This window comes from Desulfovibrio biadhensis (assembly GCF_055388615.1).
Window position 1 is genome coordinate 1,871,786 of record NZ_AP042477.1, and the last position, 20,780, is coordinate 1,892,565.

The window sequence follows — 20,780 nt, forward strand, 5'->3', positions numbered from 1 at the left end:
TTTTCGCCCATGTCCTCGTTGAACGTCCTCCGCTCCACGCCGTTTCGGCTCGCCCTGCTGTATATGGCCATTTTCGCCTTGAGCGTGCTGATGCTCCTGGGGTTCATCTATTGGAGCACAGAAGGGTTTCTGGAAAGCCAGATAGAGGAAACCGTCAACGCCGAAATCCTGGGATTGTCTGAACGTTACGAACTGCTCGGTCTTGCAGGCGTCATTCATATCATTAACGAACGCATTGGCAATGATGCTTCGCGGTCAAGCCTCTATCTGCTCACGGACATGGAGTTCAACCCTCTGGCGGGCAATCTGGAGCGCTGGCCCAGCGACGTCACCAGGGATGCGCACGCAGCGGCGAACAAAAGTGAAGAATGGCTGCACTTTGCCCTTAGCGGCGTTGGCATGGATGACGGGCGGGACGCCATGGCCAAGCATATCCGGCTCAAGGGCGGCTTTCACTTGCTGGTCGGGCGTGATGACACGGAAAAAGTGCGCGTTGAAAAGCTCATCGTCAAATCAATGGGCTGGGGATTCGCCCTTACCCTTGTTCTGGGCATCATTGGCGGCCTGTTCATGAGCCGGGGCATGTTGCGCCGCATCGACGTCATCAACCGTGCCAGCCGGGAGATTATGCGCGGGGACCTCTCACGCCGGATACCAAGGCTGGGAACTAACGACGAATTCGACCAGCTTATCCAGAATCTCAATGACATGCTCGACCGCATCGAGAACCTCATGGATGGGGTCAAGCAGGTCTCAGACAATATTGCCCACGATTTGCGCAGCCCCATCAACCGATTGCGAGGGCGGCTCGAAGTGGCCATGCTGCAAAAGCCGGATATGGAGACATATCGCGCCACCATAGAGCAGACCATTGCCGGCACGGATGAGGTTATCCGCACCTTCAATGCGTTGCTCAAGATCGCACGGGCCGAGGCCGGGCTGAACCGTGAGGAGATAGAGGAAATAAACCTGGTCACCATTGCCAGGGATATGGTGGAGCTTTACGAGCCCCTTGCGGAGGAAAAAAACATACGTCTGGATACCGATTTCGGCAATGATGTCTGCCTGCCCGGCGACAGGCACCTGCTTTCCCAGGCCATGGCGAACCTGCTGGATAACGCGCTTAAATACACGCCGGAAGATGGCGTGGTGACGGTTTCGCTTTCCAGCAACCGCAAGCTGGCTACATTGCAGGTGGCGGACAGTGGCCCGGGCATTCCGTATGCTGAACGCGAAAGGGTTCTGGAGCGCTTCTATCGTTTGGAGTCCAGTCGCAATGCTCCAGGCAGCGGGCTGGGGTTGTCCCTTGTGGCTGCGGTGGCCAAGCTGCATAACGCAGATCTGCTGTTGGAGGACAACAGGCCAGGCTTGCGCGTCAAAGTGGTTTTTGATCTTTCGTGGCTTGGGGCAACGTCTCCCGGTCACAAAAATCCCTGAGGGTGGCAAGCAATTCCTGCAGGTCAACAGGTTTGGCCAGGTAGTGATTCATGCCCGCCTCCAGGAACAATTCCTTGTCGCCTGACATGGCGTGAGCTGTGAGGGCTATGATAGGCACAGGGGGGCGCCCTTCGGTTTTTTCCTTCTCCCTAATGGCTCGGGTGGCTTCCAGGCCGTCCATTTCCGGCATTTGTACGTCCATCAATACCACGTCGAATTCCTGAGCGGCCACCAGTTCAAAAGCTCTGCGGCCGTTTTCAGCGCTGGCCACTTCACAGCCATTCTTTTCCAGAAGCCGGCGAATCACAATCTGGTTGACGGTATCATCTTCGGCAATGAGAACGCGCAAACGCTCGACAGACTGGGCGGCATGGCGCTGTGGCCTGTCTTTGTGCTGCTCTATTTCGATGCAGTGCATGTGCAGGGTCACGATAAAGGTCGTTCCTTGACCAGATTTGCTGTTTATACAGATGCTTCCGCCCAGTCGCTGGACAAGGGTTTTCACAATTCCCAGCCCCAGGCCTGCCCCCTGAAATCGCCTGGTAAAGCTGCCGTCCGCCTGGGCAAAAGGCTCAAAAATCGTATCCAGTTTGTTGTCCGGAATGCCGATGCCGGTGTCGCTGACCTGGATGGCCAGCAAAAAGTCCTTTTCCTTTAACTGAGCAGGTTTGCCGGGCACCACCCAGGATGCGATATGCACGCCACCACTTTCCGTGAATTTAACGGCATTGCCCAGAAGGTTGAAGAGTATTTGCCGCAGCCGCGCTTCGTCTCCCACTGCACCTTCAGGCACGCTACCGTCCAGGTTCAGTTCCATGTGCAGCCCCTTGTCGTGGGCCGATATGGTAAAGTTCTCCAGGACCAGGTGGAATGTCTCGCGCAGGGAAAATGGCTGGATATTGACGAGAAGCTGCCCGGCTTCCATGCGCGAAAAATCCAGTATGTCGTTGATGATGGTCATCAAGCCCTTGCCTGCGGCCAGGGCCGTATCCAAAAGCTCTTTTTGCTCCTGGGTCAGCGGTGTCTGTTGCATAAGCTGCATCATGCCGAAAACGCCATTGAGAGGCGTGCGCAATTCGTGGCTCATGTTCGCCAGAAACTCCCCCTTGGCGCGGTTGGCGGCTTCGGCTTTGTCCTTGGAACGCAACATCTGCTCTTCCGCCATTTTGCGGGTGGTGATATCATTGATAATGGCGGCAAACTGCCCCACGCGGGGAGAGTAGGCGCTTACCGAGTAATGGCGGTCCAGAACGTTGCTGTACTGTTCGATGAGCTCGGGCTGGCCGGTAAAGGCAACCCGTCCGTAGGTCTGAATCCAATACGGCTCGGTATCTGGCATTATTTCCAGCACAGTGCTGCCGATGATGTCATCGGCTTTCAGGCCTGTTATTCGTTCAAATGCTGGGTTGATGTTGAGAAAGCGGTAGTCGATGGGCCTGCCTTGATCGTCCACCAGCATCTCATGGAGGGCGACGCCTTCCTGCATGTTTTCGATCAAGGCCTTGTAATCGGTTTCCAATCGTTTCTGCTGCGATACATCGATGAGAAATCCCTGGATGCCTATGACCATGCCTTCCAGGTAGACCGTGCTGTAGGAATAGACATGCACCCCTGTGTTGCCGCCATTCATGAGGCGTGTGATCTCTCCAGTGGGAATCTCCTCTCCTTTGAGCAGTCTCTCAAGCAAGGAGAAGGCCCTTTCCCGCTCTTCTGGCGCAACAAAACCAGTGCAATGGCGACCGAGCACCTCGGAGGGGCGCACGTAGCCGTGCATCAGCAGCCACGCATCGTTGACATCCTGGATAATGCCGTTTTTGTCGATGAAGACGTAGCCGGCAAGTGTGTTGTCGATGATGCTGCGCAGGCGTTTGCGGCTGCGTAACAGGCTGGCCTCCACCTGAATCCGTTCGTTAACTTCACGCTTCAGGCGTTTGTTGACGAAAAAAAGCGTAACTGCAGCGCCAATTGCCATCAGTAAAAGCGCAGCGGAAAACCACAGGGCGCTGTACATCCAGGATTGGTTTGAATTTGTGTAGGTGGAGAAGAGAAAAGGGGTGATATCAGGGCGGTTCGCAGCGTCTACATGCCCCTGCTCGTAAAAGCTGTCAGCCATGTGGCGCCATCTGCCGGGGTTCATGTGCCCCAGTTCCACCAGTTCAGGAAGGATAAGGCCCTGCATTACCGCAGCTTCATATAATAGCTGTTCCTGACTTTTTTCAGAGGCGTACTGCGTGCGGATCAGTGTTGCAATTTCCTCGGGATGGCGCATGGCGTATTCCCACCCCTTCATGCTGGCCTTTACAAAGCGGTCTGTCCTGTCGAGATGCTCAAGCACTTCCTTGCGGCTTGTAAAAAGCACGTCCCCATAGAAATCTACGCCATAGTCCTTGGGCGCAAGGGTGATGTGGTGGATGTTCTGTTTGTCCAGGTACCAGGGCTCGTTGGTCAGATAGGCGGCAAACGCTGCCACTTCGCGGTCGAACAATTGGCTCATGCCCTCTTTTCTGGGAACAAAAGTCACAGTACCCGGGTCAATGCCCTCAGCTTCGAGCATGCGCAAAATTTCAGGTTCGGTATCCAGCGCCGTGGCGATGGTGTGCCCTGGTAGATCCTGCGGCCCGAAAATTCCCGAACCGCCCAGGGCGAGCAGGACAGTGGGGGTGTGCTGGAATACGGTTGCCAAGGCCACAAGCGGGGCGCCATTCAGAAAGGCATTGAGGATGTCAGAGCCGCCAACGCCATAGGTGGCACTCCCTGAAAGCACGTCTTGCAAATAGGTTGGGTTGATGGATCCTTCCCGGATGGATACATCCAGGCCGGCTTCGCGGTAAAAGCCTTTTTCCAGGGCTGCGTAATACCCTGCAAACTGGAACTGGTGTTTCCACTTCAGCTGCAGGCTGACTTGATCGAGCTTTTGCTTTGCCATGGCATTACAAGGCAAAAGCCCGAAAAAGCAAAACACAAGTCCTGCGCAGAGCATGCGCAAGGAAAAGGGGGAAATGTTGGTGAATGGTTTATTGCAGACCATGCGCCCCCCGGACGTAGTAGCCCAACTGATCCAGCATACTTCAGTTATATGCGCTGAATATTCCAAATTTGCAAGTATTGCCATGGATTTGCAAAAACTTCATTAAGATGCTGGCAAGAAGAGGCAAATAGCGTATAGAATCCTCCCATTACGAAGGAGGAAGCCGTCGATGCCCAACATTTTGGCCGCCACCCGTGATCCGGAAGCGGTTAAGACTCTGCGCCGCGTATTTGGCGAGAAACGACGCGTTACGTCTTGTCAAACGCTTGCTCAGGCTTTGGACATTCTGGCGGACCATCCTCATGATCTTTTCTTTGTGGATCAGGACATTCTGGCCACGCCCGTACAGTACGGTCGCAGAGACTGGAAACAGGAGCTGCAGGCCGTGCGCAAGGCAGGGAATTACGTGGAGACTGTTGTGCTGGCGCCGCCGGACAAGGTTCGCTTTGCCGTGGACGCCGTGCGAGCCGGCGCTGCAGATTACCTGGCTTTGCCCATCGATGCTGACGAACTCGTATATGTGGTTGAAAGCATGCGCGAAAGTTCGCGCGTGGCGTCTGAGCTCGATTATTTGCGCAGCAATCTGATACGGCAGAGCTTTCCGGATATTCCAGAAACCCACAGCCCGCTGATGCGGGAAGTGTTCAAAAAGGTGAAGGTGGCCGCGCCCACCAGCGCGCTGGTGCTGCTGACCGGCGAAACCGGCACGGGCAAAAGCGTCATTGCCCGCCTCGTGCACAGTTTGAGTGAGCGGAAAACCCGCCAGTTCATCGGTGTCCATTGCGGCGCCATTCCGGACACCCTCATCGAGAGCGAACTTTTTGGGCATGAGCGGGGCGCCTTTACCGGTGCGCACAAGCGCAAACTCGGCAAGTTTGAAATCGCCCATGGCGGGACCATCTTTCTGGACGAAATCGGCACCATCACCCATGCCGCCCAGGTTCGGCTGCTGCAAGTCCTGCAGGAACGCACCTTCCAGCGTGTGGGGGGGGAAAGCAGCCTGGAAACGGACGCCAGAATCATTGCGGCCAGTAACGAAAATCTCAAAAAGCTTGCAGAAAGCGGTTCTTTCAGGACCGATTTGTATTACCGCCTCAATGTCTTTCCCATTGAGATTCCGCCCTTGCGGGAACGCAAGGAGGACATCCCTTTGTTGCTGCGGTTTTTCCTGAAAGATTTCAGCCGAAAATATGGCAAGGAAATCACCGATGCCCACCAGGAGGTGGTGGAAGGGCTGAAGGCGTATGACTGGCCGGGCAATGTACGCGAACTGCAAAACCTGGTGGAGCGCGCCTTCATCCTGGAGTCCGGAAATGTCCTGAGCGCGGAAAGCTTCCCCCAGGAGCTTTTTTCGGACTGCAGCGGCCAGGGACTCCTGCTGCCCAATACCCCCATGACCCTCTACGAGTACCGCGAAGCCGCCAAGGAAGTGGCGGAACGCCAGTACTTGGAGGAGCTTCTGACCCGTCACAAGGGGCGCATAAACCATTCTGCCGAGCAGGCGGGCATCAGCACGCGCCAGTTGCACAAGCTGCTCACAAAATACGGCATCCAGAAAGAAAGCTACAAAACCCGCGGCCAGGACTGACAAGCGCGGGCTTAACAGCGGTAGTCTCCCTTATATTCTCCCCTCTTGCGAGGGGCGTCTTACCCCTTGCCCGCATCATTGCCGGATACGGCGTGTCCCATTTTTGCTGCAAACAGGAATATCAAGTTCCTGTTTTATCCCTGTCTTGAGTGGATTCTCCCGTAATACAAGTACTTTAACGTTGTGGAACGGCGATTGCTATTGCGTGCGGAGGAAACGGTCCTCCTGAATCGGAACAGGTGATGCCATGGATATGCAGTTGGGGAAGAATACCATTGAATGTGAAGGCATTGTCTGCCCCTGGGGGTGGGATGCTCGCAACAACGTGACCAATGTGCTCATCTCAGCCACGGGCGAACGGGATTATTTCGTCATCATGGATGCGCAAGGCATGGCCATGATTCCTCTTTGCGGCAAGCGCGTCAGTGCGCGCTGTGTGCTGGAAAAGGACAGCACGCCGCAACGGATCCGGATTGTTTCCTTTTGTGAAAAGGACTTTGGCGACTGACGCCCTGCAACTCATACGCCCCCCGGAATTGAAGGGGCTTTACCCCGGCGTAAAACAGCCGGAGCCACCCGCAGAGGAGGCTGCAACGATGCAAATGGAGCTGCGCCCCATTTCTTCCGCTCCCCATGAAGTACACCAGGAGCCTGAACAGGAAACCGCCTGCGATGTTGCGCAGGAACCTCCGGACTCCGGGGCTGCCCTTAGGCGGACAAAAAAAACCAAAACCTGCCCCAAGAAAACCGCTTCTGCTTCGTGCATGACCCTGGCGCCAGTCAGGGGGCAGCGGAGCAGGCGTACCTCCCATTCCACGCCTTTTGTGGAAAGCGACCGGACCAAAGCCTTCCGGGAGCAATACTATCCTGAAGTGACGGCAGCCAGATGGAGTGACTGGCGCTGGCAATTGGCCAACAAGGTTGTCGGCATGGCCGGTCTGGAGCGCGTCATGGCTCTGGAGCCCGAAGAACGTGCAGCATGCGCATCCGCCCTGGGCGGTGGCTGCAGCGCAGGGCTGCCTTTGGCCGTCACGCCTTATTATTTATCCCTGCTGGCGGATTCGCCATCTGGCGAGCACAGCCCCCTCAGGCGATGCATGGTGCCCACGGTCAACGAACTGGTACATGCTTCTGGCGAGGCGGCCGACCCCCTGGGTGAGGAGCACGACAGTCCCGTGCCCGGTCTGGTGCATCGGTATCCGGACCGTGTCCTGTTCATGACCACGGACAGTTGCGCTGCGTATTGCCGCTATTGCACGCGCACCCGCCTGGTGGGCCGCCGCAAGGGGTTGCCCGGCCGCAAGCGCTGGCAGACCGCCCTGGACTATATCGCCTCCCGGCCTGAGATCCGTGACGTCATTCTTTCCGGGGGGGATCCCCTTACCATGCGTGAGGACGCCCTGGAATGGCTGCTGGCGGGGGTCAGGAACATTCCCCATGTGGAAGTTGTGCGCATTGGCACCAAGACGCCCGCCGTCTTGCCGCAGCGCATTACGCCGGGACTGACCGCCATGCTCAAAAAATATCACCCGTTGTGGATGAGTCTGCACTGCACCCATCCCGCTGAATTGACCCCTGAAATGCAGGAGGCGTGCACCCGTCTTGCGGATGCCGGTATGCCTCTGGGCAGCCAGACCGTGCTTCTTGCGGGGGTGAATGACACGCCTGCAACCATGGGAGCGCTTTTCAAAGGACTGATGCGGATGCGTGTGCGCCCCTATTATTTGTACCAGTGCGACCCCATTCCCGGCAGCGCGCATTTTCGCACCCCTGTCAGTAAGGGGCTTGAAATTCTGCAGGAATTGCGTGGCAATATCTCGGGCTATGCCGTGCCGCAGTATGTGATCGACGCCCCTGGTGGCGGCGGCAAGATTCCGTTGCTTCCGGAAACCGTCATTGGCCGCGATGCATCAGGTAATCTGCTGCTCCGCAATTACGAGGGAAAAACCTTCAGCTATCCGGATTTTCCGGCACAAAAGGGGGCGCCATGCGCATTGGCCTGACGTACGATCTGAAACAGGAGTATCTCGACCAGGGGTACACTCCGGAGGAAACTGCTGAATTTGACCGCGAAGAGACCATTTGCGGCATCGAGCAGGCCCTGCAGGACGAAGGTTTCGAGACGGAGCGCATCGGCAGCGCCCAGGCCTTGGCGCGCTCCCTGGCATTGGGGCGCCGCTGGGACATGGTCTTCAACATTGCCGAAGGCCTCCACGGCATGGGGCGTGAGTCCCTGGTCCCGGCACTGCTGGATGCCTGGCAGATACCCTATGTCTTTTCCGATCCCGCTATTCTGGGCCTTTGCCTGCACAAGGGTATGACAAAACATGTTGTGCGCGATTTGGGTCTGCCCACGCCTGATTTCGCCCTGGTGCAGGACCTGCGCGACCTGAGAAAAATAGACACAGCGCGCATGGGATACCCGCTTTTTGTCAAGCCGGTGGCGGAAGGCACAGGCAAGGGCGTCACGGCGGCCTCGCGCTGCAATGATTTCAAATCCCTGAGAGATGCGTGTCGTCAGTTGCTCGACCGTTTCCGGCAGCCTGTGCTGGTGGAAAGCTATCTGCCGGGGCGCGAGTTTACTGTGGGAATCGTCGGTACGGGGCGCAGCGCCCGCGTGTTGGGCGTTATCGAAATTGTGCTGCTGCATGATATTGAGCAGGGCGCGTATGGCTACGGCACAAAAGACCAGTACGAAAGTCTGGTGGAGTACCATCTGGTGGACGACGCCTTGGCCCGCCGCGCTGCAACAGTGGCCCTGGCCGCCTATCGGGGGCTGGGCATCCGCGACGGGGGGCGTCTGGACCTGCGCGCAGACGCAAGGGGCGAAGTGCATTTTATCGAGGCCAACCCCCTGGCTGGCCTGAACCCGGTGCACTCAGACCTGCCCATTATTTGCCGCTTACGGGGGATTCCCTACAGAGAACTCATCTCCATGATCCTGCATGCCGCTCTTGAAAGAGAAGGTTTGCTGCAGACAACGCATATCCCGGCTGCCCCCATGGCGGCAGAAAGGGCAGAGGCGGTGGCATGCTGATATCTGATATGGTGCGTATGCTTCCAAACGAGCACCCTTTGCTGGTGGCCGTTGTGCATACTGCAGTGCCGCAAGACGCCGGTCCTGAGGAACAGGATACCCTTGTTCAGGCTGAATACGCTGCATCCCTTGCGCGCTCCCTGGGGTTCGAAGCCGTGTTGTTGCCCATTGCGGAAGTGAAAGGGACGGAGAAATCTTTGGAGGATGCTGCAACCGGGAGCGCCCTCAGGCAGGGGCTTGCAAAGACGGGCGCATCGGTGGTGGTCAACCTGGTGGAAGGAATCGGGGGCAGCGCCAGGGATGCGCACCTAGTGCCGCAGGAGCTGCATGAACTCGGCGTGTCCTATACAGGCAGTAGCGCCCATGCGTTGCTTTGTTCGACCAACAAGCTGATGGCCAAGCAAATCCTGCGCGCAAACTGCCTTCCCACGCCTTCTGTGGTGAACAGACTGTCCCAGGCTGCACAAGAGCGGATGACCGATGTCTGTATTGTCAAAAGCGTTTGGGAGCATGCCTCCCTGGGGCTGGATGCAGGGAGCGTGTTAAAGCACCCTACGGGCGAAGAGCTTGCAAAAAAGCTGGCCGAGCGTTGCCAACGTTTCGGGGGGGAGTGGTTTGCCGAAGAATTCATTCCAGGGCGCGAGCTGAACATATCCCTTTTGGAAACGCCGCAGGGGGTGAGTGTTTTGCCCCCCGCGGAAATCGTTTTTGGAGAATGGGACGAGGAGCGTCCGCAGATCGTGGATTTTGCGGCCAAATGGAACGAGGACGATGCTGCCTTTAAAAATACGAACAGGAGTTTCCGCTTTGCGGAAAAGGACAACACCATCCTGAACCGCGCCCGCCAACTTGCACTGGATTGCTGGAAAGCCTTTGGGCTGGAAGGCTATGCGCGTGTGGACATGCGCGTTGACTCTCTGGGAGGGCTTTGGGTCATTGACATCAACGCCAACCCCTGCCTGAGTCCGGATGCAGGTTTCATCGCCGCCGCAAAGGAGGCCGAGCTGCAGCCAGGAGACGTCATGGAGTATCTGCTTCTGGCCGCCATGCAGCGCAGCGCTAAGCTGCGTCATCGCGTGGCATAGGGGGCGGGCATGTTTAGGATACGTCGCGTGTTCGATGATCTGCTGCCGGCCGATGCTGCGGCAATAGCCAAGGCAGTGGATATCCTGACAAATCATTTTCCGGATGCGCCAGAGGGAGAGTTCGCGTCATTGCCCAAAAAGCTGCGCGACCCTCTGGCGTACCGCTTCCGCACCGTGCTTTTCACGGCGGAGCGCCAGGATCGTGTGGTGGGCGTTGCCATTATGTTGCACGCCCCGGATGCCGGATTCTGCTATCTGGATTACCTGGCCGCCGCCAGTGGGCGTACTGGGGGCGGTGTGGGCAGCGCCTTGTACCAGCGGCTGCAGCGCGAGGCCATGGACCTGAACGTGACAGGCATTTTTTGCGAATGTCTTCCCGAAACTTCGGACCTTTGTGGCGATAGAACTTTGCTGCGGCAGAACGCCGCCCGGTTGCGATTTTATGAGCGGTGCGGCATGCGGGTTATAGAGGGTACGGAATACGCCACCCCCATTTCGGAAGGCGACACATGCCCGCCGCTGCTGCTTTTTGACGGGTTGGGGCGGCAGGGCAGGCGGGGAAGGCTGGCGAAAAACAACGCCAGGCCGATAGTGCGCGCCATTCTGGAGCGCAAGTACGCTGAGCGTTGTCCCGAGGGGTACATCGAAAGGGTGGTAAAGAGCTTTCAGGACGACCCCGTTCAGTTGCGTGCGCCAAAGGCGCCCCCGACGCCTTTTCCTGCAAGTGATGCACAAGGCGACATGGCCCTGGTTGTCAGCGAGAAGCACGCCATCCATCATGTGCACGAACGCGGCTATGTGGAAGCGCCGGTCAGGGTCAAACATATCCTGGCCAGGATCGAAAACAGCGGCTTGTTCCAACGGCTCAAAACCAGACATTTTCCGGAACGGTTGGCCGCAGCGGTGCATGATCCGGCACTGTTGCGTTATATGAAACGGTGCTGCGGGCTGATTGCCCCTGGCAAGGCGGTGTATCCGTATGTGTTTCCGCTGCGCAATGCCGCCCGGCCGCCAAAGGAACTGGCGGTGCGCGCCGGGTACTACTGCATCGATACGTTTACTCCACTGCACAGTAACGCCTGGAATGCGGCGCGGGATGCGGCGGATACAGCCTGCACCGCGGCGGATGCCTTGCTGCATGGGTACAGGGCTGCTTACGCCCTGGTGCGCCCCCCTGGACATCACGCGGAGCGCAAGGTGTTCGGTGGTTTCTGCTACATGAACAACACAGCCATTGCGGCGCAAATGTTGTGCGGTTACGGGCGAGTAGCCATTCTGGATATTGACTACCACCATGGCAATGGCACCCAGGATATATTCTATGAGTGCGAGGACGTATTGACCATTTCCATCCACGGACACCCCAGCCTGGCCTACCCTTATTTCAGCGGATTTGCCGATGAGCGGGGCGAAGGCAAAGGGCGGGGGGCGAACCGTAATTTTCCCCTGCCGGAACATGTGGACGGAGCCGCTTATCACAAGGTGTTGCGCAGCGCCCTCGATCTTGTGCAGCGATTTGCACCGACGTTTCTGGTGGTGGCGCTGGGGCTGGATACGGCCAAAGGCGACCCCACCGGCACATGGACGTTGCAGCCTGCGGATTTTCGTGAGAACGGACGCCTTATAGGCGGGCTGGGCCTGCCTGTGCTTGTGGTGCAAGAGGGCGGCTACCGTGTGCCGTCTCTTGGAGGCAATGCGCTGCAGTTTTTTACCGGTCTGCATGAAGGCCTGCACGTGCCACAGCTTGGCCGGCACGCAACAATTGAGCACGGAGGGCGCGTATGAACGGGCACAGTGTGATACAATCTGCGCTGCGGCAACGGCTGCGCGCACATGACCCGCGCAGAATCCGCTCTCTTGTTGCGCAAACCGCAAATTTTACAGCAGAAGAAGTGGATGTGGCCGAAGAATTGGCGCAGGAAACGCTGCGGCAGGGAGTTCGCAGCGGGTATGAGTTCGTGTTGATGGACACGCCGCAGGGGCTACAGGCCAGCTCCGTACCAGTGAAGGAAGGGCGTGGGGCTGGAACTGGCATGGGGCTTCTCGGGTATGCATGTTTCGGGCGCATACCCTGCACATGCAGCAGTTGGGACCTGTACTGGATAGTGGTTGCGCCCCAGGCCCAAGGCCTGGGAGTGGGGCGTCTGCTCCTGGAAGACGTGGAAAAAAGGGTGCAGGCGGCAGGCGGTGAGCGACTGTTTGCAGAAACGTCTTCTTTGGCGCGGTATGCGTCCGCGCGGCAGTTCTACGTGCGTATGGGGTTTGCGCAGCGGGCCTTGTTCCCGGATTTTTACGCCCCTGGTGATGCCAAGCTGGTGTTTGAAAAACAATTGTTTTCTCCCGCGGTATAGTTCTTTTGTCCGCCGGATAAAGGCGTGTTTTTTTCTCGGGGGGGCAGGGCCTCCATTGTCAGTTTTTTCCTGCATTCCGACTCTTTTTCGACACATATTTTACCCAAATTATGCCCCCCTTTGCATGGGGGCGCAGTTATGCGTATACCTTACTGTGAATCGCGGCGCGCGATGCACGGCGTGCAGTTTTGCGTCTGAGTTGCAGCCGCTCCTGAAATGATATCAATCTCCACCGGAGGAAGGCCTAAATGCACGTTCGCGCAAGCGGAATTCTATTGCACATAACCTCGTTGCCCTCGGCCTTCGGCATCGGGGACCTGGGCCCCGCAGCCCGTGAGTTTGCCAGCTTCATTGCTGCCCTTGGCCAGAGCTACTGGCAGATACTGCCCACATGCCCCACCGGGTATGGCAGCTCCCCCTATGCCGGAACATCAGCCTTTGCCGGTAATCCCGATTTGTTGAGCCCGGAAATGCTGGTGGAAGAGGGGTTCCTGCGCAAGCAGGACATGCCCGAGCGGAACAATGCTGATCCGCGCCGGGTGGACTACTCCCGCGTAGGGTACCAACGCGACGCAATGTTCGCCAAGGCTTTTGAATACAGCGGTGCGGACATCACGGGCGATCCCTCTTTTGTGGCCTTTTTGCGCCACAATGCCGACTGGCTGGAGGACTGGGCGTTGTTCGCCACGCTCAAGGACCGGTTTGACCGCGTCTCCTGGTGTGATTGGCCGGAAGAGTATCGCTACCGTGATGCAGAGGCGCTGGACAAGTGGCGCGATGAAGGCTCACGCCTTTTGGCGCGAGAGCGTTTTGTGCAGTACCTTTTTCACCGCCAATGGGAGAGCTTCAGGGAATTTTGCAATGACCAGGGCGTGAATGTCATTGGCGACATGCCTATATATGTCACCTATGACAGCGCGGATGTCTGGTCGCGTCCGGAACTTTACCAGCTGGATGCCACGCGCAAGCCGATTTTCGTAGCGGGCGTGCCCCCCGATTATTTCTCCACGACCGGGCAGCGCTGGGGCAACCCTGTATACGCCTGGGAAGCGCACCGCGCCGAGAAGTACGCCTGGTGGACACGGCGGTTCAAGCACGGGCTGAAGCAGTGCGACTTCATGCGAGTGGACCATTTTCGCGGGTTCTGCGGCTACTGGAGCATCCCGGCAGACGAGCAAACCGCTGTGAACGGGGAGTGGGTGGACGCCCCGGGGCAGGAACTGTTCACCGTGCTTTTGCGCCGTTTTGGCGTATTGCCGCTTATTGCCGAGGACCTGGGCGTGATAACGGCGGACGTGCGCGAGCTCAAGCATGTGTTCGGCTTTCCGGGCATGAAGATCGTGCAATTCGCCTTTGGCAAGGAATGGGCCAAGCATGTGCCGCATCTGTATGACCAGGACTGCGTGGCCTACACCGGCACCCACGACAACAACACTGTCGCCGGCTGGTTCGTGAACGAGGCCAACCAGACGGAGCGCCAGACCCTGGCCCGCTATCTGGGGCGTGTGCCAACGCCGGAAGATGTGCACATGGCGTTCATCCGTCTGGCCATGCAAAGCGTGGCCAACACCACCATTTTCCCCATGCAGGATGTTCTTGGCCTTGGCTCCACCCATCGTATGAACCGGCCCGCCACTTTGGGCGACAACTGGCTCTGGCGGCTGCTCCCCTCGGAAATGGATTTGGAGCGGCTGGCCTGGTTCAAGGAAATGACCGCATTTTTTGACAGGGTTTTATAATGACGTTTCATCTGCCATGCGCGGCCTCTTCTGTTTGATCGGCGCGCAAGGGCAGGCCGTGTTTATACGGCCCGTACGTATAAGGAGTTGCAATATATGCCACCACGCAAGATGCAAGCTGCTGCAGGCGATCCCCAATGGTACAAGGACGCGATAATTTACGAACTGCACGTCAAAGCCTTTTTTGACAGCAATAACGACGGTATCGGCGATTTCAAGGGATTGTGCGAGAAGCTCGACTACTTACGTGATCTGGGCATCACGGCGTTGTGGCTGTTGCCGTTCTATCCTTCGCCCCTGCGGGATGACGGCTATGATATTGCAGATTATTACGACATCCACCCGGATTATGGGGTGCTGCGCGATTTCAAGCGGTTCCTCAAGGAGGCCCATGACCGCGGCCTGCGGGTCATTACCGAGCTGGTGCTGAACCATACCTCGGACCGCAACGAGTGGTTTCAAAAGGCCCGCCACGCCAAGCCCAATTCGCCGGCGCGCGATTTCTACGTCTGGAACGACAACACGGACCTCTATAAGGAAGCGCGCATCATATTTCAGGATTACGAGATATCCAACTGGACTTGGGATCAGGCGGCGGGCGCTTATTTCTGGCATCGATTCTACCACCACCAGCCTGACCTGAATTGGGAGAACCCCAAGGTCAAAAAGGCCATGTTCAAGGTCATCGACTTCTGGTTCGGCATGGGCGTGGATGGCATGCGTCTGGACGCCGTGCCGTATCTATTTGAACGAGAAGGCACCAACTGCGAAAACCTGCCGGAAACCCACGATGTGTTGCGTGAACTGCGCGAATATGTGGACGGGCGTTATGCGGACAAGATGTTCCTGGCCGAGGCGAACCAGTGGCCGGAAGACGCCGTGGCCTACTTCGGCAAGGGCGATGAATGCCACATGTGCTACCATTTTCCCATCATGCCGCGCATTTTCATGTCCCTGTGGATGGAGGACCGCTATCCCATCATGGATATTCTGGAGCAGACCCCGGAAATTCCCGAGGGCTGCCAGTGGGCCATGTTTTTGCGCAACCATGACGAACTGACCCTGGAGATGGTCAGCGACGAAGAGCGCGACTATATGTACCGGGTCTACGCCAAAGACAACCGCGCGCGCATCAATCTGGGCATTCGCCGCAGGCTGGCGCCGCTGATGTCCAACAACAGGCGCAAGATAGAACTCATCAACTTCATCCTGTTTTCCTTTCCGGGCACGCCTATTATTTATTATGGCGATGAAATCGGCATGGGGGACAACTATCATCTGGGCGATCGCGATGGCGTACGCACGCCCATGCAGTGGAGCCCGGACCGCAACGCCGGCTTCTCCAAGGTCAATCCGCACAAGCTCTTTCTGCCCGTGATAATCGACCCCGAATACCACAGCGAAATGGTCAACGTGGAGAACCAGGAGCGCAATCCTTCCTCACTTCTGTGGTGGATGCGCCGGGTCATAGCCATGCGCAAACGCTTCCGGGCATTCGGCAGGGGGGATATCCAGTTCGTGACCTGTGAGAACCCCAAGGTTCTGGCTTTTGTGCGCAGCCATGTGGACGAAAAGGGCAACACAGAAAGCATTCTTGTGGTGGTCAACCTTTCGCGTTTTTCCCAGGTGGTGGAAATGGACCTGTCCGATTACGCCGGGCAGGTGCCGGAAGATGTTTTCAGCCGTACGCGGTTTCCGCAGATACGCAAGGAACCCTATGTGCTGCCCCTTGGTTTTCATGATTATTTCTGGTTCAAGCTCAAGCCTTTGCACGAAGAAAACATTTCTTTGGATGAGCCGGCCGAACCGGAACAGGCTTTGCCGGAACTGGCCATCAGCGCGCGCAGCAAATCCCTGGACTTCAGCCTGCTGCACAAGGGGCTGGAAGAACAGGCGCTGCCCCGGTGCAACACGCTGCAATGGTTCGGCGCCACCTCGGGCAAGGTGCGCAAGGCCGCGGTGCTGGACTCCATACCGCTGGTGCAGGGCGAGGCCTTTCCCAGGCTCTTTTTCCTGGAATTGCAATACTCCGACGGACCGGCCGATATGCTGGTGCTGCCCATCTCCATGGCGGCGGGCGAATGGGGAGAAAAGCTCCTGGAAAGCGAGCCTTCCAGTGTGCTCGCCAAGGTTCGTGTGGGGAGTGAAGAGGGCGTGCTTTACGACGGGTTGTCTGACGAGCGCTGCCGCTACGCCCTGCTGGAGGCCATTGCCAGAAAACGCCGCTTCCGCGGCGCACGGGGCTCTGTGGTCGCCAAGCCCGGGAAGCTCTACCGACAGGTGAACGGGGCGTTTGTGGACATGCCTTCCTCACGCTTCAAGGGCGCCATGCACAATACTGCCGTCACCTACGACGGGCGGTTGTTCCTAAAACTGTATCGCCCCCTGCAAAGTGGGGTGAATCCGGAACTGGAGCTGGCGCAGTACCTGAGCGAACAGGCCGGGTTCGAGCATACGCCCCGCTACCTGGGCGCCATCGAATATCAGCGCAAGGAAGGGGAGCGCTATACGCTGGGTGTGCTCAAGGAGTTCATTCCAGGGGCGGTTGACGGCTACACCCATGCGTTGGAGCACGCCACGCGCTGCATTGAACATTGTCTGGCAGGCACTGAGGCCCACTGCGTCATCGCCATGCCGCAGCGCCAACTGTTCGATGCTTCTTCCTATGCCTGGCCGGAACATTTTCTGGAGAGCCTTGGCGGCTTCTTCGTGGAAATGGTGGAATTGCTGGGGCGCAGGACAGCCGCTTTTCACAAGACGTTGGCCGCACCCAAACGGCTCAATTCCTTCAAGCCCGAGCCTTTTTCCAAGCTATATCAACGCTCGGTCTACCAATCCATGCGCAACCTGGTGCGGCGCACCGTTGCGCTCTGCCGTAAAAAGGTCAAAGGATTGCCAGAGGACCTTGCCGTTCGCGTCAAGGCCTTTGTGGATGATGAGCGCCGGCTGCTGGCCTTCCTGGAGGGCATCACCAAGGTCAAGGTGGAGGCGGACAAGACCCGCATCCACGGTGATTACCACTTGGGGCAGGTGCTGTTTACGGGTAAGGACTGGGTCATTCTGGACTTTGAAGGCGAGCCCGAGCGTTCATTGGGGGACCGCTCCCTGAAACGCTCCCCGCTGCGGGACCTGGCAGGGATGCTGCTGTCTTTTCATCATGTGGCGCGCACCGCCCTGGCGCAGGAACAATCGCTGCATCCTGAAGCCGTGGAGTCCCTGGGCCCCTGGGCCATGACCTGGAGCATGGCAGCCTCTGATATCTTTTTGCAGACCTGGCTGGCGGAAAGTGAAGGCGCCGGATTTGTACCCAAGGACCGCGCCGCCCTGGAAACACTCTTGGGGTGCTTTCTGGTCGAGCGTTGCGTTCTGGATTTGGAGCGCACGCTCATGCACGATCAGGCGCGCGCCCATTTACCGTTGCTCTGCCTGGCGGGTATTCTGGACACAGTCGCGCAAAAGGATAAAGAGGAATAGCCGGAGAACTGCGAGGGGAAAAACTCTACCAGTCTCGTGAGGCAGCGAATGCGCTACCTTTCCTCGGTACTCCCAAAAAATAGAGCCCCGTCTTGCAAGCAAGACGGGGCTTTTACTATAATAGTTAAACAGTAAATTAGTCTTCAACCATTGTGGCAAGGGCGCATAAATCGTCAACGCCTTTGATATAGCTTTCGCTTGGAGAAAATGGTTTATCGGAGAATCCCAGAGAGTTAAGATACTCGTTCCTTGCGGCCGTGAAGTACTCTATCGACTCATTGGCAGTATTGATGAACTCCATGCCGATGTTATCTTCTCTCACTGCTTTGTTGATCTGTAATTTGGCTAGCAATGTCAGCTTACCGAAGTCCCCTTCAGATACTGAAGTTCCCTGTTCAACTGCCTCCCTTACATCGGTCAAGGCCATGATGACTTCCACGTATCCGGCATAGGAGACGTGGGAAGAAAAAAGAATACAAGCCACTATCAATCCTAACTTCGCACAATAACGCATGGTTTTTCCTGGAATGTTAAAGTGAAGTTTTGAAGGCAGCGTTTGCCTCTTGAAGCCAGCCATTCACAATGTGGGCCTGTTGGATGAGCTTATGATTGTCATCGCAGCCTCTGAATCGCAATTCAACAACCATATCCTGGATGAGCTCCTGCACCTCGGGCAGACGTCGATTCATTTTTTCCTGTACAGCGGTTTTATCCATAATAAATCCTGTGCTGTCCCCGTGTTGTGTTGTATTTCATACTGTTGGATGTGTTTTATGTAGTTAGGGGGGATCGAAATGTTTAAACCTTGAAGTCGGGTAGGTGTGTGTATCGTCGAAATGCAATACGACTAGATTACAATTTTATCAAACAAAACAGTTTTATTATAAGAAGTATAATAAAATGTGAAAAACTGTTGCCACGATTCACAGATACTTTGGTATAAAACCCAAAACAGTTAAAAATAAATGCCCGTCTTATTGTGAGAATAAGGCGGGCACTATGATTGGGAAACAGGTGGGGGCTTTTAGATAAAGGTATTTCCTAGTAAACCATGTATCTGATTTTATTGAGCATGTGCGTGGGCGCGGTGTTCTTTCCACCAGGCCCAGGGGATGAGCGCGAGCAGAACAATGGCTGAAGCGATGGCCACAACGCCGAATACTTCGCTTTCACCCTCCGCCAGCCAGCCGGCAGTGGAGAGTCCCATATTTGTATACAGCAGATTGGTGAGGGCGCCGAGCGCCAGGGATGCTACAACGATGCACCCCACGTAGATGACGGCGGCGCGCTTGCCGAGCAGTTTGGCCACGACAGTGATGGTGGCCATGTTTGTGGCCGGTCCTGCCAGCAGGAATATCAGGGCCGCCCCTGGTGAAAGTCCCTTGAGCACGAGTGCTGCGGCCAGGGGCGTGCTGGCTGTTGCGCAGACATACAAGGGCACGGCCACTGCCAGGGCCGCCAGCATGGGCCAGGCTCCCGTGCCGAGCCAGTCCGCCAGGGAGCCTGAGGGCAGCAGCGCCGTAATGATGCCCGCAATGACCACGCCAAGCAGGAACCATGCGCCGATATCGCCCAGCAGGTCTGTGAAGGCGTAATAGAGACCACCAGCTGCGCGCTGTAGTATGGATTTCTTTTCACCGTTTTCTGCGGTCGCGCCGCCACAGCACCCCCCTGCACAGCCGCAGCCGCTTTCCTGTTGCAGCGGCTCCAGTTTAGGCGGGGGGGTGATGAGCGACTTGCGCTCTTCTTTCCTGTCCAGAATATCAACGCCAAGTCCTGCCATGGCGGCTGTTATGATCGCGGCGACGGGCCGCAGGACTGTCATTACAGGATCCAGGAGCGCCCAGCTGACGGCAATGCTGTCCACGCCCGTTTCAGGGGTGGAGATGAGAAAGGACATGGTGGCACCTTTGCTGGCGCCCTGATCTCTGATGCCGGCCGCGGCGGGCAGCACGCTGCAACTGCACAGGGGCAAAGGGGCGCCAAGTATGGCGGCCTTGAACACGCTTGCTGGGCCTGGCTTGCCTATGTAACGCGTGACAATGGAGCGGGGCACAAATGCCTGAAGCAGGCCTGCCATGACGAATCCAAAAAGCATGAACGGGGAGGCATCTAACATGATTTCCCAGCAAGATGCCAGGATGTTAAGCAGTAGTTGCATGTGAAGTATCCTGAATATTTTGCAAAAATTTCATACCATGTTGACAAACTAATCATCCGGAGAATAGCTGTAAACCCAAATAGTATGACAATCAAGATTTTTGAAGGATGTTGCAATATAGAAATAGTTGGGCGCTTGTGCTGCAATGCAAAGAGGCGTTTACAGCATAACCAGTCTGACGTAGCGTAAAGCTCGGCCTCCGTGTACGGTCCATGCTTTTTCAGGCAGTATGCGGGGCGGGATTACCCATGCAAGATGCCGCCATGATCACCGGAAACGGTTCCCTTTTCGAGCGTGGAGCTCACCTGAAACGCCTGACACTATGCCTTCTGGCATGTTTGGTGGTTGTGTGCTGCGCGGTAAACGCTCAGGCTGCGGAAGGACTGGTGCTGCGCAACTTCGTGCTCGATAACCAGCAAGGTGACATGACGGTGCGCTACAGTCTTGACCTTGAAGGGGAAAAAAGCCTTGATGCGGTGCGCGTGGCGCTATTGGAGGGCGAAACCCTGGCCCTGGAGTGCAGCGCAGAGCTTTCCCGCCACCGTGGGTACTGGGTGGACAAGGGTTTGGCAAAGGGCAAGCTCGTCAATCTGCTGCGCGCTGACAAGGAGCATGATAATTACGTGCTGGTGCAGGAAGGCGGTGGGGAGGTGCGCAACGACTCCCTGGAGGATCTGCTGAGAGGCGCCTGGCGTAACATGTCCATTGCCATGGGATCTTTTTCCGTGCTGCAGCGCAACGCCACCTACAGTGTGGAGCTGGATGTTGCACTGAAGCAATATGAAGTTCCCGCCTGGAAGCGCTGGAGCATGTTTTTCCGCTCTTTCGAAATAGTGCCAGGGGCGCGTTATCTGATGGATTTCGAGTACTGAGAATTGCA

The 20,780-nt window shown here is 57.0% G+C and carries 15 protein-coding genes; 11 read left to right on the plus strand and 4 right to left on the minus strand.

Annotation, left to right across the window (positions count from 1 at the left end; all coding sequences use genetic code 11):
- Positions 1-9 precede the first annotated feature (9 nt).
- Entirely contained in the window at positions 10-1,437 is a 1,428-nt protein-coding gene (locus tag ACZ5EH_RS08165; protein ID WP_464277631.1) for a sensor histidine kinase, read from the plus strand.
- On the opposite strand, the gene ACZ5EH_RS08170 is transcribed toward ACZ5EH_RS08165, so the two are convergent.
- A complete protein-coding gene (locus tag ACZ5EH_RS08170; RefSeq protein WP_464277632.1) occupies positions 1,376-4,465 on the minus strand; it encodes an ABC transporter substrate-binding protein in 3,090 nt (1,029 codons plus the stop codon). The two genes, ACZ5EH_RS08165 and ACZ5EH_RS08170, sit on opposite strands and share 62 nt — an antisense overlap.
- 169 nt (positions 4,466-4,634) lie before the next feature.
- On the opposite strand from ACZ5EH_RS08170, the gene ACZ5EH_RS08175 reads away from it, so the two are divergent.
- From ACZ5EH_RS08175 to treS, 9 genes are all read left to right on the plus strand, one after another.
- Entirely contained in the window at positions 4,635-6,053 is a 1,419-nt protein-coding gene (locus ACZ5EH_RS08175; protein ID WP_464277633.1) for a sigma 54-interacting transcriptional regulator, read from the plus strand.
- A 247-nt stretch (positions 6,054-6,300) separates the two neighbouring features.
- On the plus strand, positions 6,301-6,561 hold the full coding sequence (locus ACZ5EH_RS08180; protein WP_464277634.1) for a hypothetical protein: 261 nt from the start codon (positions 6,301-6,303) through the stop codon (positions 6,559-6,561).
- Positions 6,551-8,056, plus strand: a complete 1,506-nt coding sequence (locus ACZ5EH_RS08185) for a KamA family radical SAM protein (RefSeq protein ID WP_464277635.1) — start codon at positions 6,551-6,553, stop codon at positions 8,054-8,056. The genes ACZ5EH_RS08180 and ACZ5EH_RS08185 overlap by 11 nt, the downstream gene beginning before the upstream one ends.
- A complete protein-coding gene (locus tag ACZ5EH_RS08190) occupies positions 8,041-9,090 on the plus strand; it encodes a D-alanine--D-alanine ligase family protein (protein WP_464277636.1) in 1,050 nt (349 codons plus the stop codon). Before ACZ5EH_RS08185 ends, ACZ5EH_RS08190 begins: the two co-directional genes overlap by 16 nt.
- Positions 9,084-10,175: a D-alanine--D-alanine ligase family protein gene (locus ACZ5EH_RS08195; RefSeq protein ID WP_464277637.1), complete on the plus strand. Its 1,092-nt coding sequence runs from the start codon at positions 9,084-9,086 to the stop codon at positions 10,173-10,175. The genes ACZ5EH_RS08190 and ACZ5EH_RS08195 overlap by 7 nt, the downstream gene beginning before the upstream one ends.
- 9 nt (positions 10,176-10,184) lie before the next feature.
- Positions 10,185-11,960 carry a GNAT family N-acetyltransferase gene (locus ACZ5EH_RS08200; protein ID WP_464277638.1) on the plus strand — a complete coding sequence of 592 codons (1,776 nt, stop codon included), beginning with the start codon at positions 10,185-10,187 and terminating at the stop codon, positions 11,958-11,960.
- Positions 11,957-12,526 carry a GNAT family N-acetyltransferase gene (locus tag ACZ5EH_RS08205; protein ID WP_464277639.1) on the plus strand — a complete coding sequence of 190 codons (570 nt, stop codon included), beginning with the start codon at positions 11,957-11,959 and terminating at the stop codon, positions 12,524-12,526. Before ACZ5EH_RS08200 ends, ACZ5EH_RS08205 begins: the two co-directional genes overlap by 4 nt.
- Positions 12,527-12,774: 248 nt before the next feature.
- Positions 12,775-14,265 carry a 4-alpha-glucanotransferase gene (gene malQ / locus ACZ5EH_RS08210; protein ID WP_464277640.1) on the plus strand — a complete coding sequence of 497 codons (1,491 nt, stop codon included), beginning with the start codon at positions 12,775-12,777 and terminating at the stop codon, positions 14,263-14,265.
- 96 nt (positions 14,266-14,361) lie between these two features.
- The gene (gene treS / locus ACZ5EH_RS08215; RefSeq protein WP_464277641.1) at positions 14,362-17,739 is read left to right on the plus strand and encodes a maltose alpha-D-glucosyltransferase; all 3,378 of its coding nucleotides are present in this window, start codon (positions 14,362-14,364) and stop codon (positions 17,737-17,739) included.
- Positions 17,740-17,875: 136 nt separating this feature from the next.
- On the opposite strand, the gene ACZ5EH_RS08220 is transcribed toward treS, so the two are convergent.
- From ACZ5EH_RS08220 to ACZ5EH_RS08230, 3 genes are all read right to left on the minus strand, one after another.
- The gene (locus ACZ5EH_RS08220; RefSeq protein ID WP_464277642.1) at positions 17,876-18,166 is read right to left on the minus strand and encodes a hypothetical protein; all 291 of its coding nucleotides are present in this window, start codon (positions 18,164-18,166) and stop codon (positions 17,876-17,878) included.
- Positions 18,167-18,269: 103 nt separating this feature from the next.
- Positions 18,270-18,455, minus strand: coding sequence for a hypothetical protein (locus tag ACZ5EH_RS08225; RefSeq protein WP_464277643.1), 186 nt, complete (start codon positions 18,453-18,455; stop codon positions 18,270-18,272).
- Positions 18,456-18,802: 347 nt separating this feature from the next.
- Complete coding sequence (locus ACZ5EH_RS08230) at positions 18,803-19,900, minus strand: SO_0444 family Cu/Zn efflux transporter (RefSeq protein ID WP_464277644.1); 1,098 nt, start codon at positions 19,898-19,900, stop codon at positions 18,803-18,805.
- 248 nt (positions 19,901-20,148) lie between these two features.
- On the opposite strand from ACZ5EH_RS08230, the gene ACZ5EH_RS08235 reads away from it, so the two are divergent.
- Positions 20,149-20,772 carry a DUF4390 domain-containing protein gene (locus ACZ5EH_RS08235; RefSeq protein WP_464277645.1) on the plus strand — a complete coding sequence of 208 codons (624 nt, stop codon included), beginning with the start codon at positions 20,149-20,151 and terminating at the stop codon, positions 20,770-20,772.
- Positions 20,773-20,780 lie beyond the last annotated feature (8 nt).

Bases quoted from the DNA above. Each gene is read 5' to 3' on its own strand.
- ACZ5EH_RS08220 (WP_464277642.1), bottom strand. From the start codon at position 18,166: ATGGCCTTGACCGATGTAAGGGAGGCAGTTGAACAGGGAACTTCAGTA.
- ACZ5EH_RS08230 (WP_464277644.1), bottom strand. From the start codon at position 19,900: ATGCAACTACTGCTTAACATCCTGGCATCTTGCTGGGAAATCATGTTA.
- ACZ5EH_RS08195 (WP_464277637.1), top strand. From the start codon at position 9,084: ATGCTGATATCTGATATGGTGCGTATGCTTCCAAACGAGCACCCTTTG.
- treS (WP_464277641.1), top strand. From the start codon at position 14,362: ATGCCACCACGCAAGATGCAAGCTGCTGCAGGCGATCCCCAATGGTAC.
- ACZ5EH_RS08190 (WP_464277636.1), top strand. From the start codon at position 8,041: ATGCGCATTGGCCTGACGTACGATCTGAAACAGGAGTATCTCGACCAG.
- malQ (WP_464277640.1), top strand. From the start codon at position 12,775: ATGCACGTTCGCGCAAGCGGAATTCTATTGCACATAACCTCGTTGCCC.
- ACZ5EH_RS08200 (WP_464277638.1), top strand. From the start codon at position 10,185: ATGTTTAGGATACGTCGCGTGTTCGATGATCTGCTGCCGGCCGATGCT.
- ACZ5EH_RS08175 (WP_464277633.1), top strand. From the start codon at position 4,635: ATGCCCAACATTTTGGCCGCCACCCGTGATCCGGAAGCGGTTAAGACT.
- ACZ5EH_RS08205 (WP_464277639.1), top strand. From the start codon at position 11,957: ATGAACGGGCACAGTGTGATACAATCTGCGCTGCGGCAACGGCTGCGC.
- ACZ5EH_RS08235 (WP_464277645.1), top strand. From the start codon at position 20,149: ATGCAAGATGCCGCCATGATCACCGGAAACGGTTCCCTTTTCGAGCGT.
- ACZ5EH_RS08225 (WP_464277643.1), bottom strand. From the start codon at position 18,455: ATGGATAAAACCGCTGTACAGGAAAAAATGAATCGACGTCTGCCCGAG.
- ACZ5EH_RS08170 (WP_464277632.1), bottom strand. From the start codon at position 4,465: ATGGTCTGCAATAAACCATTCACCAACATTTCCCCCTTTTCCTTGCGC.
- ACZ5EH_RS08180 (WP_464277634.1), top strand. From the start codon at position 6,301: ATGGATATGCAGTTGGGGAAGAATACCATTGAATGTGAAGGCATTGTC.
- ACZ5EH_RS08165 (WP_464277631.1), top strand. From the start codon at position 10: ATGTCCTCGTTGAACGTCCTCCGCTCCACGCCGTTTCGGCTCGCCCTG.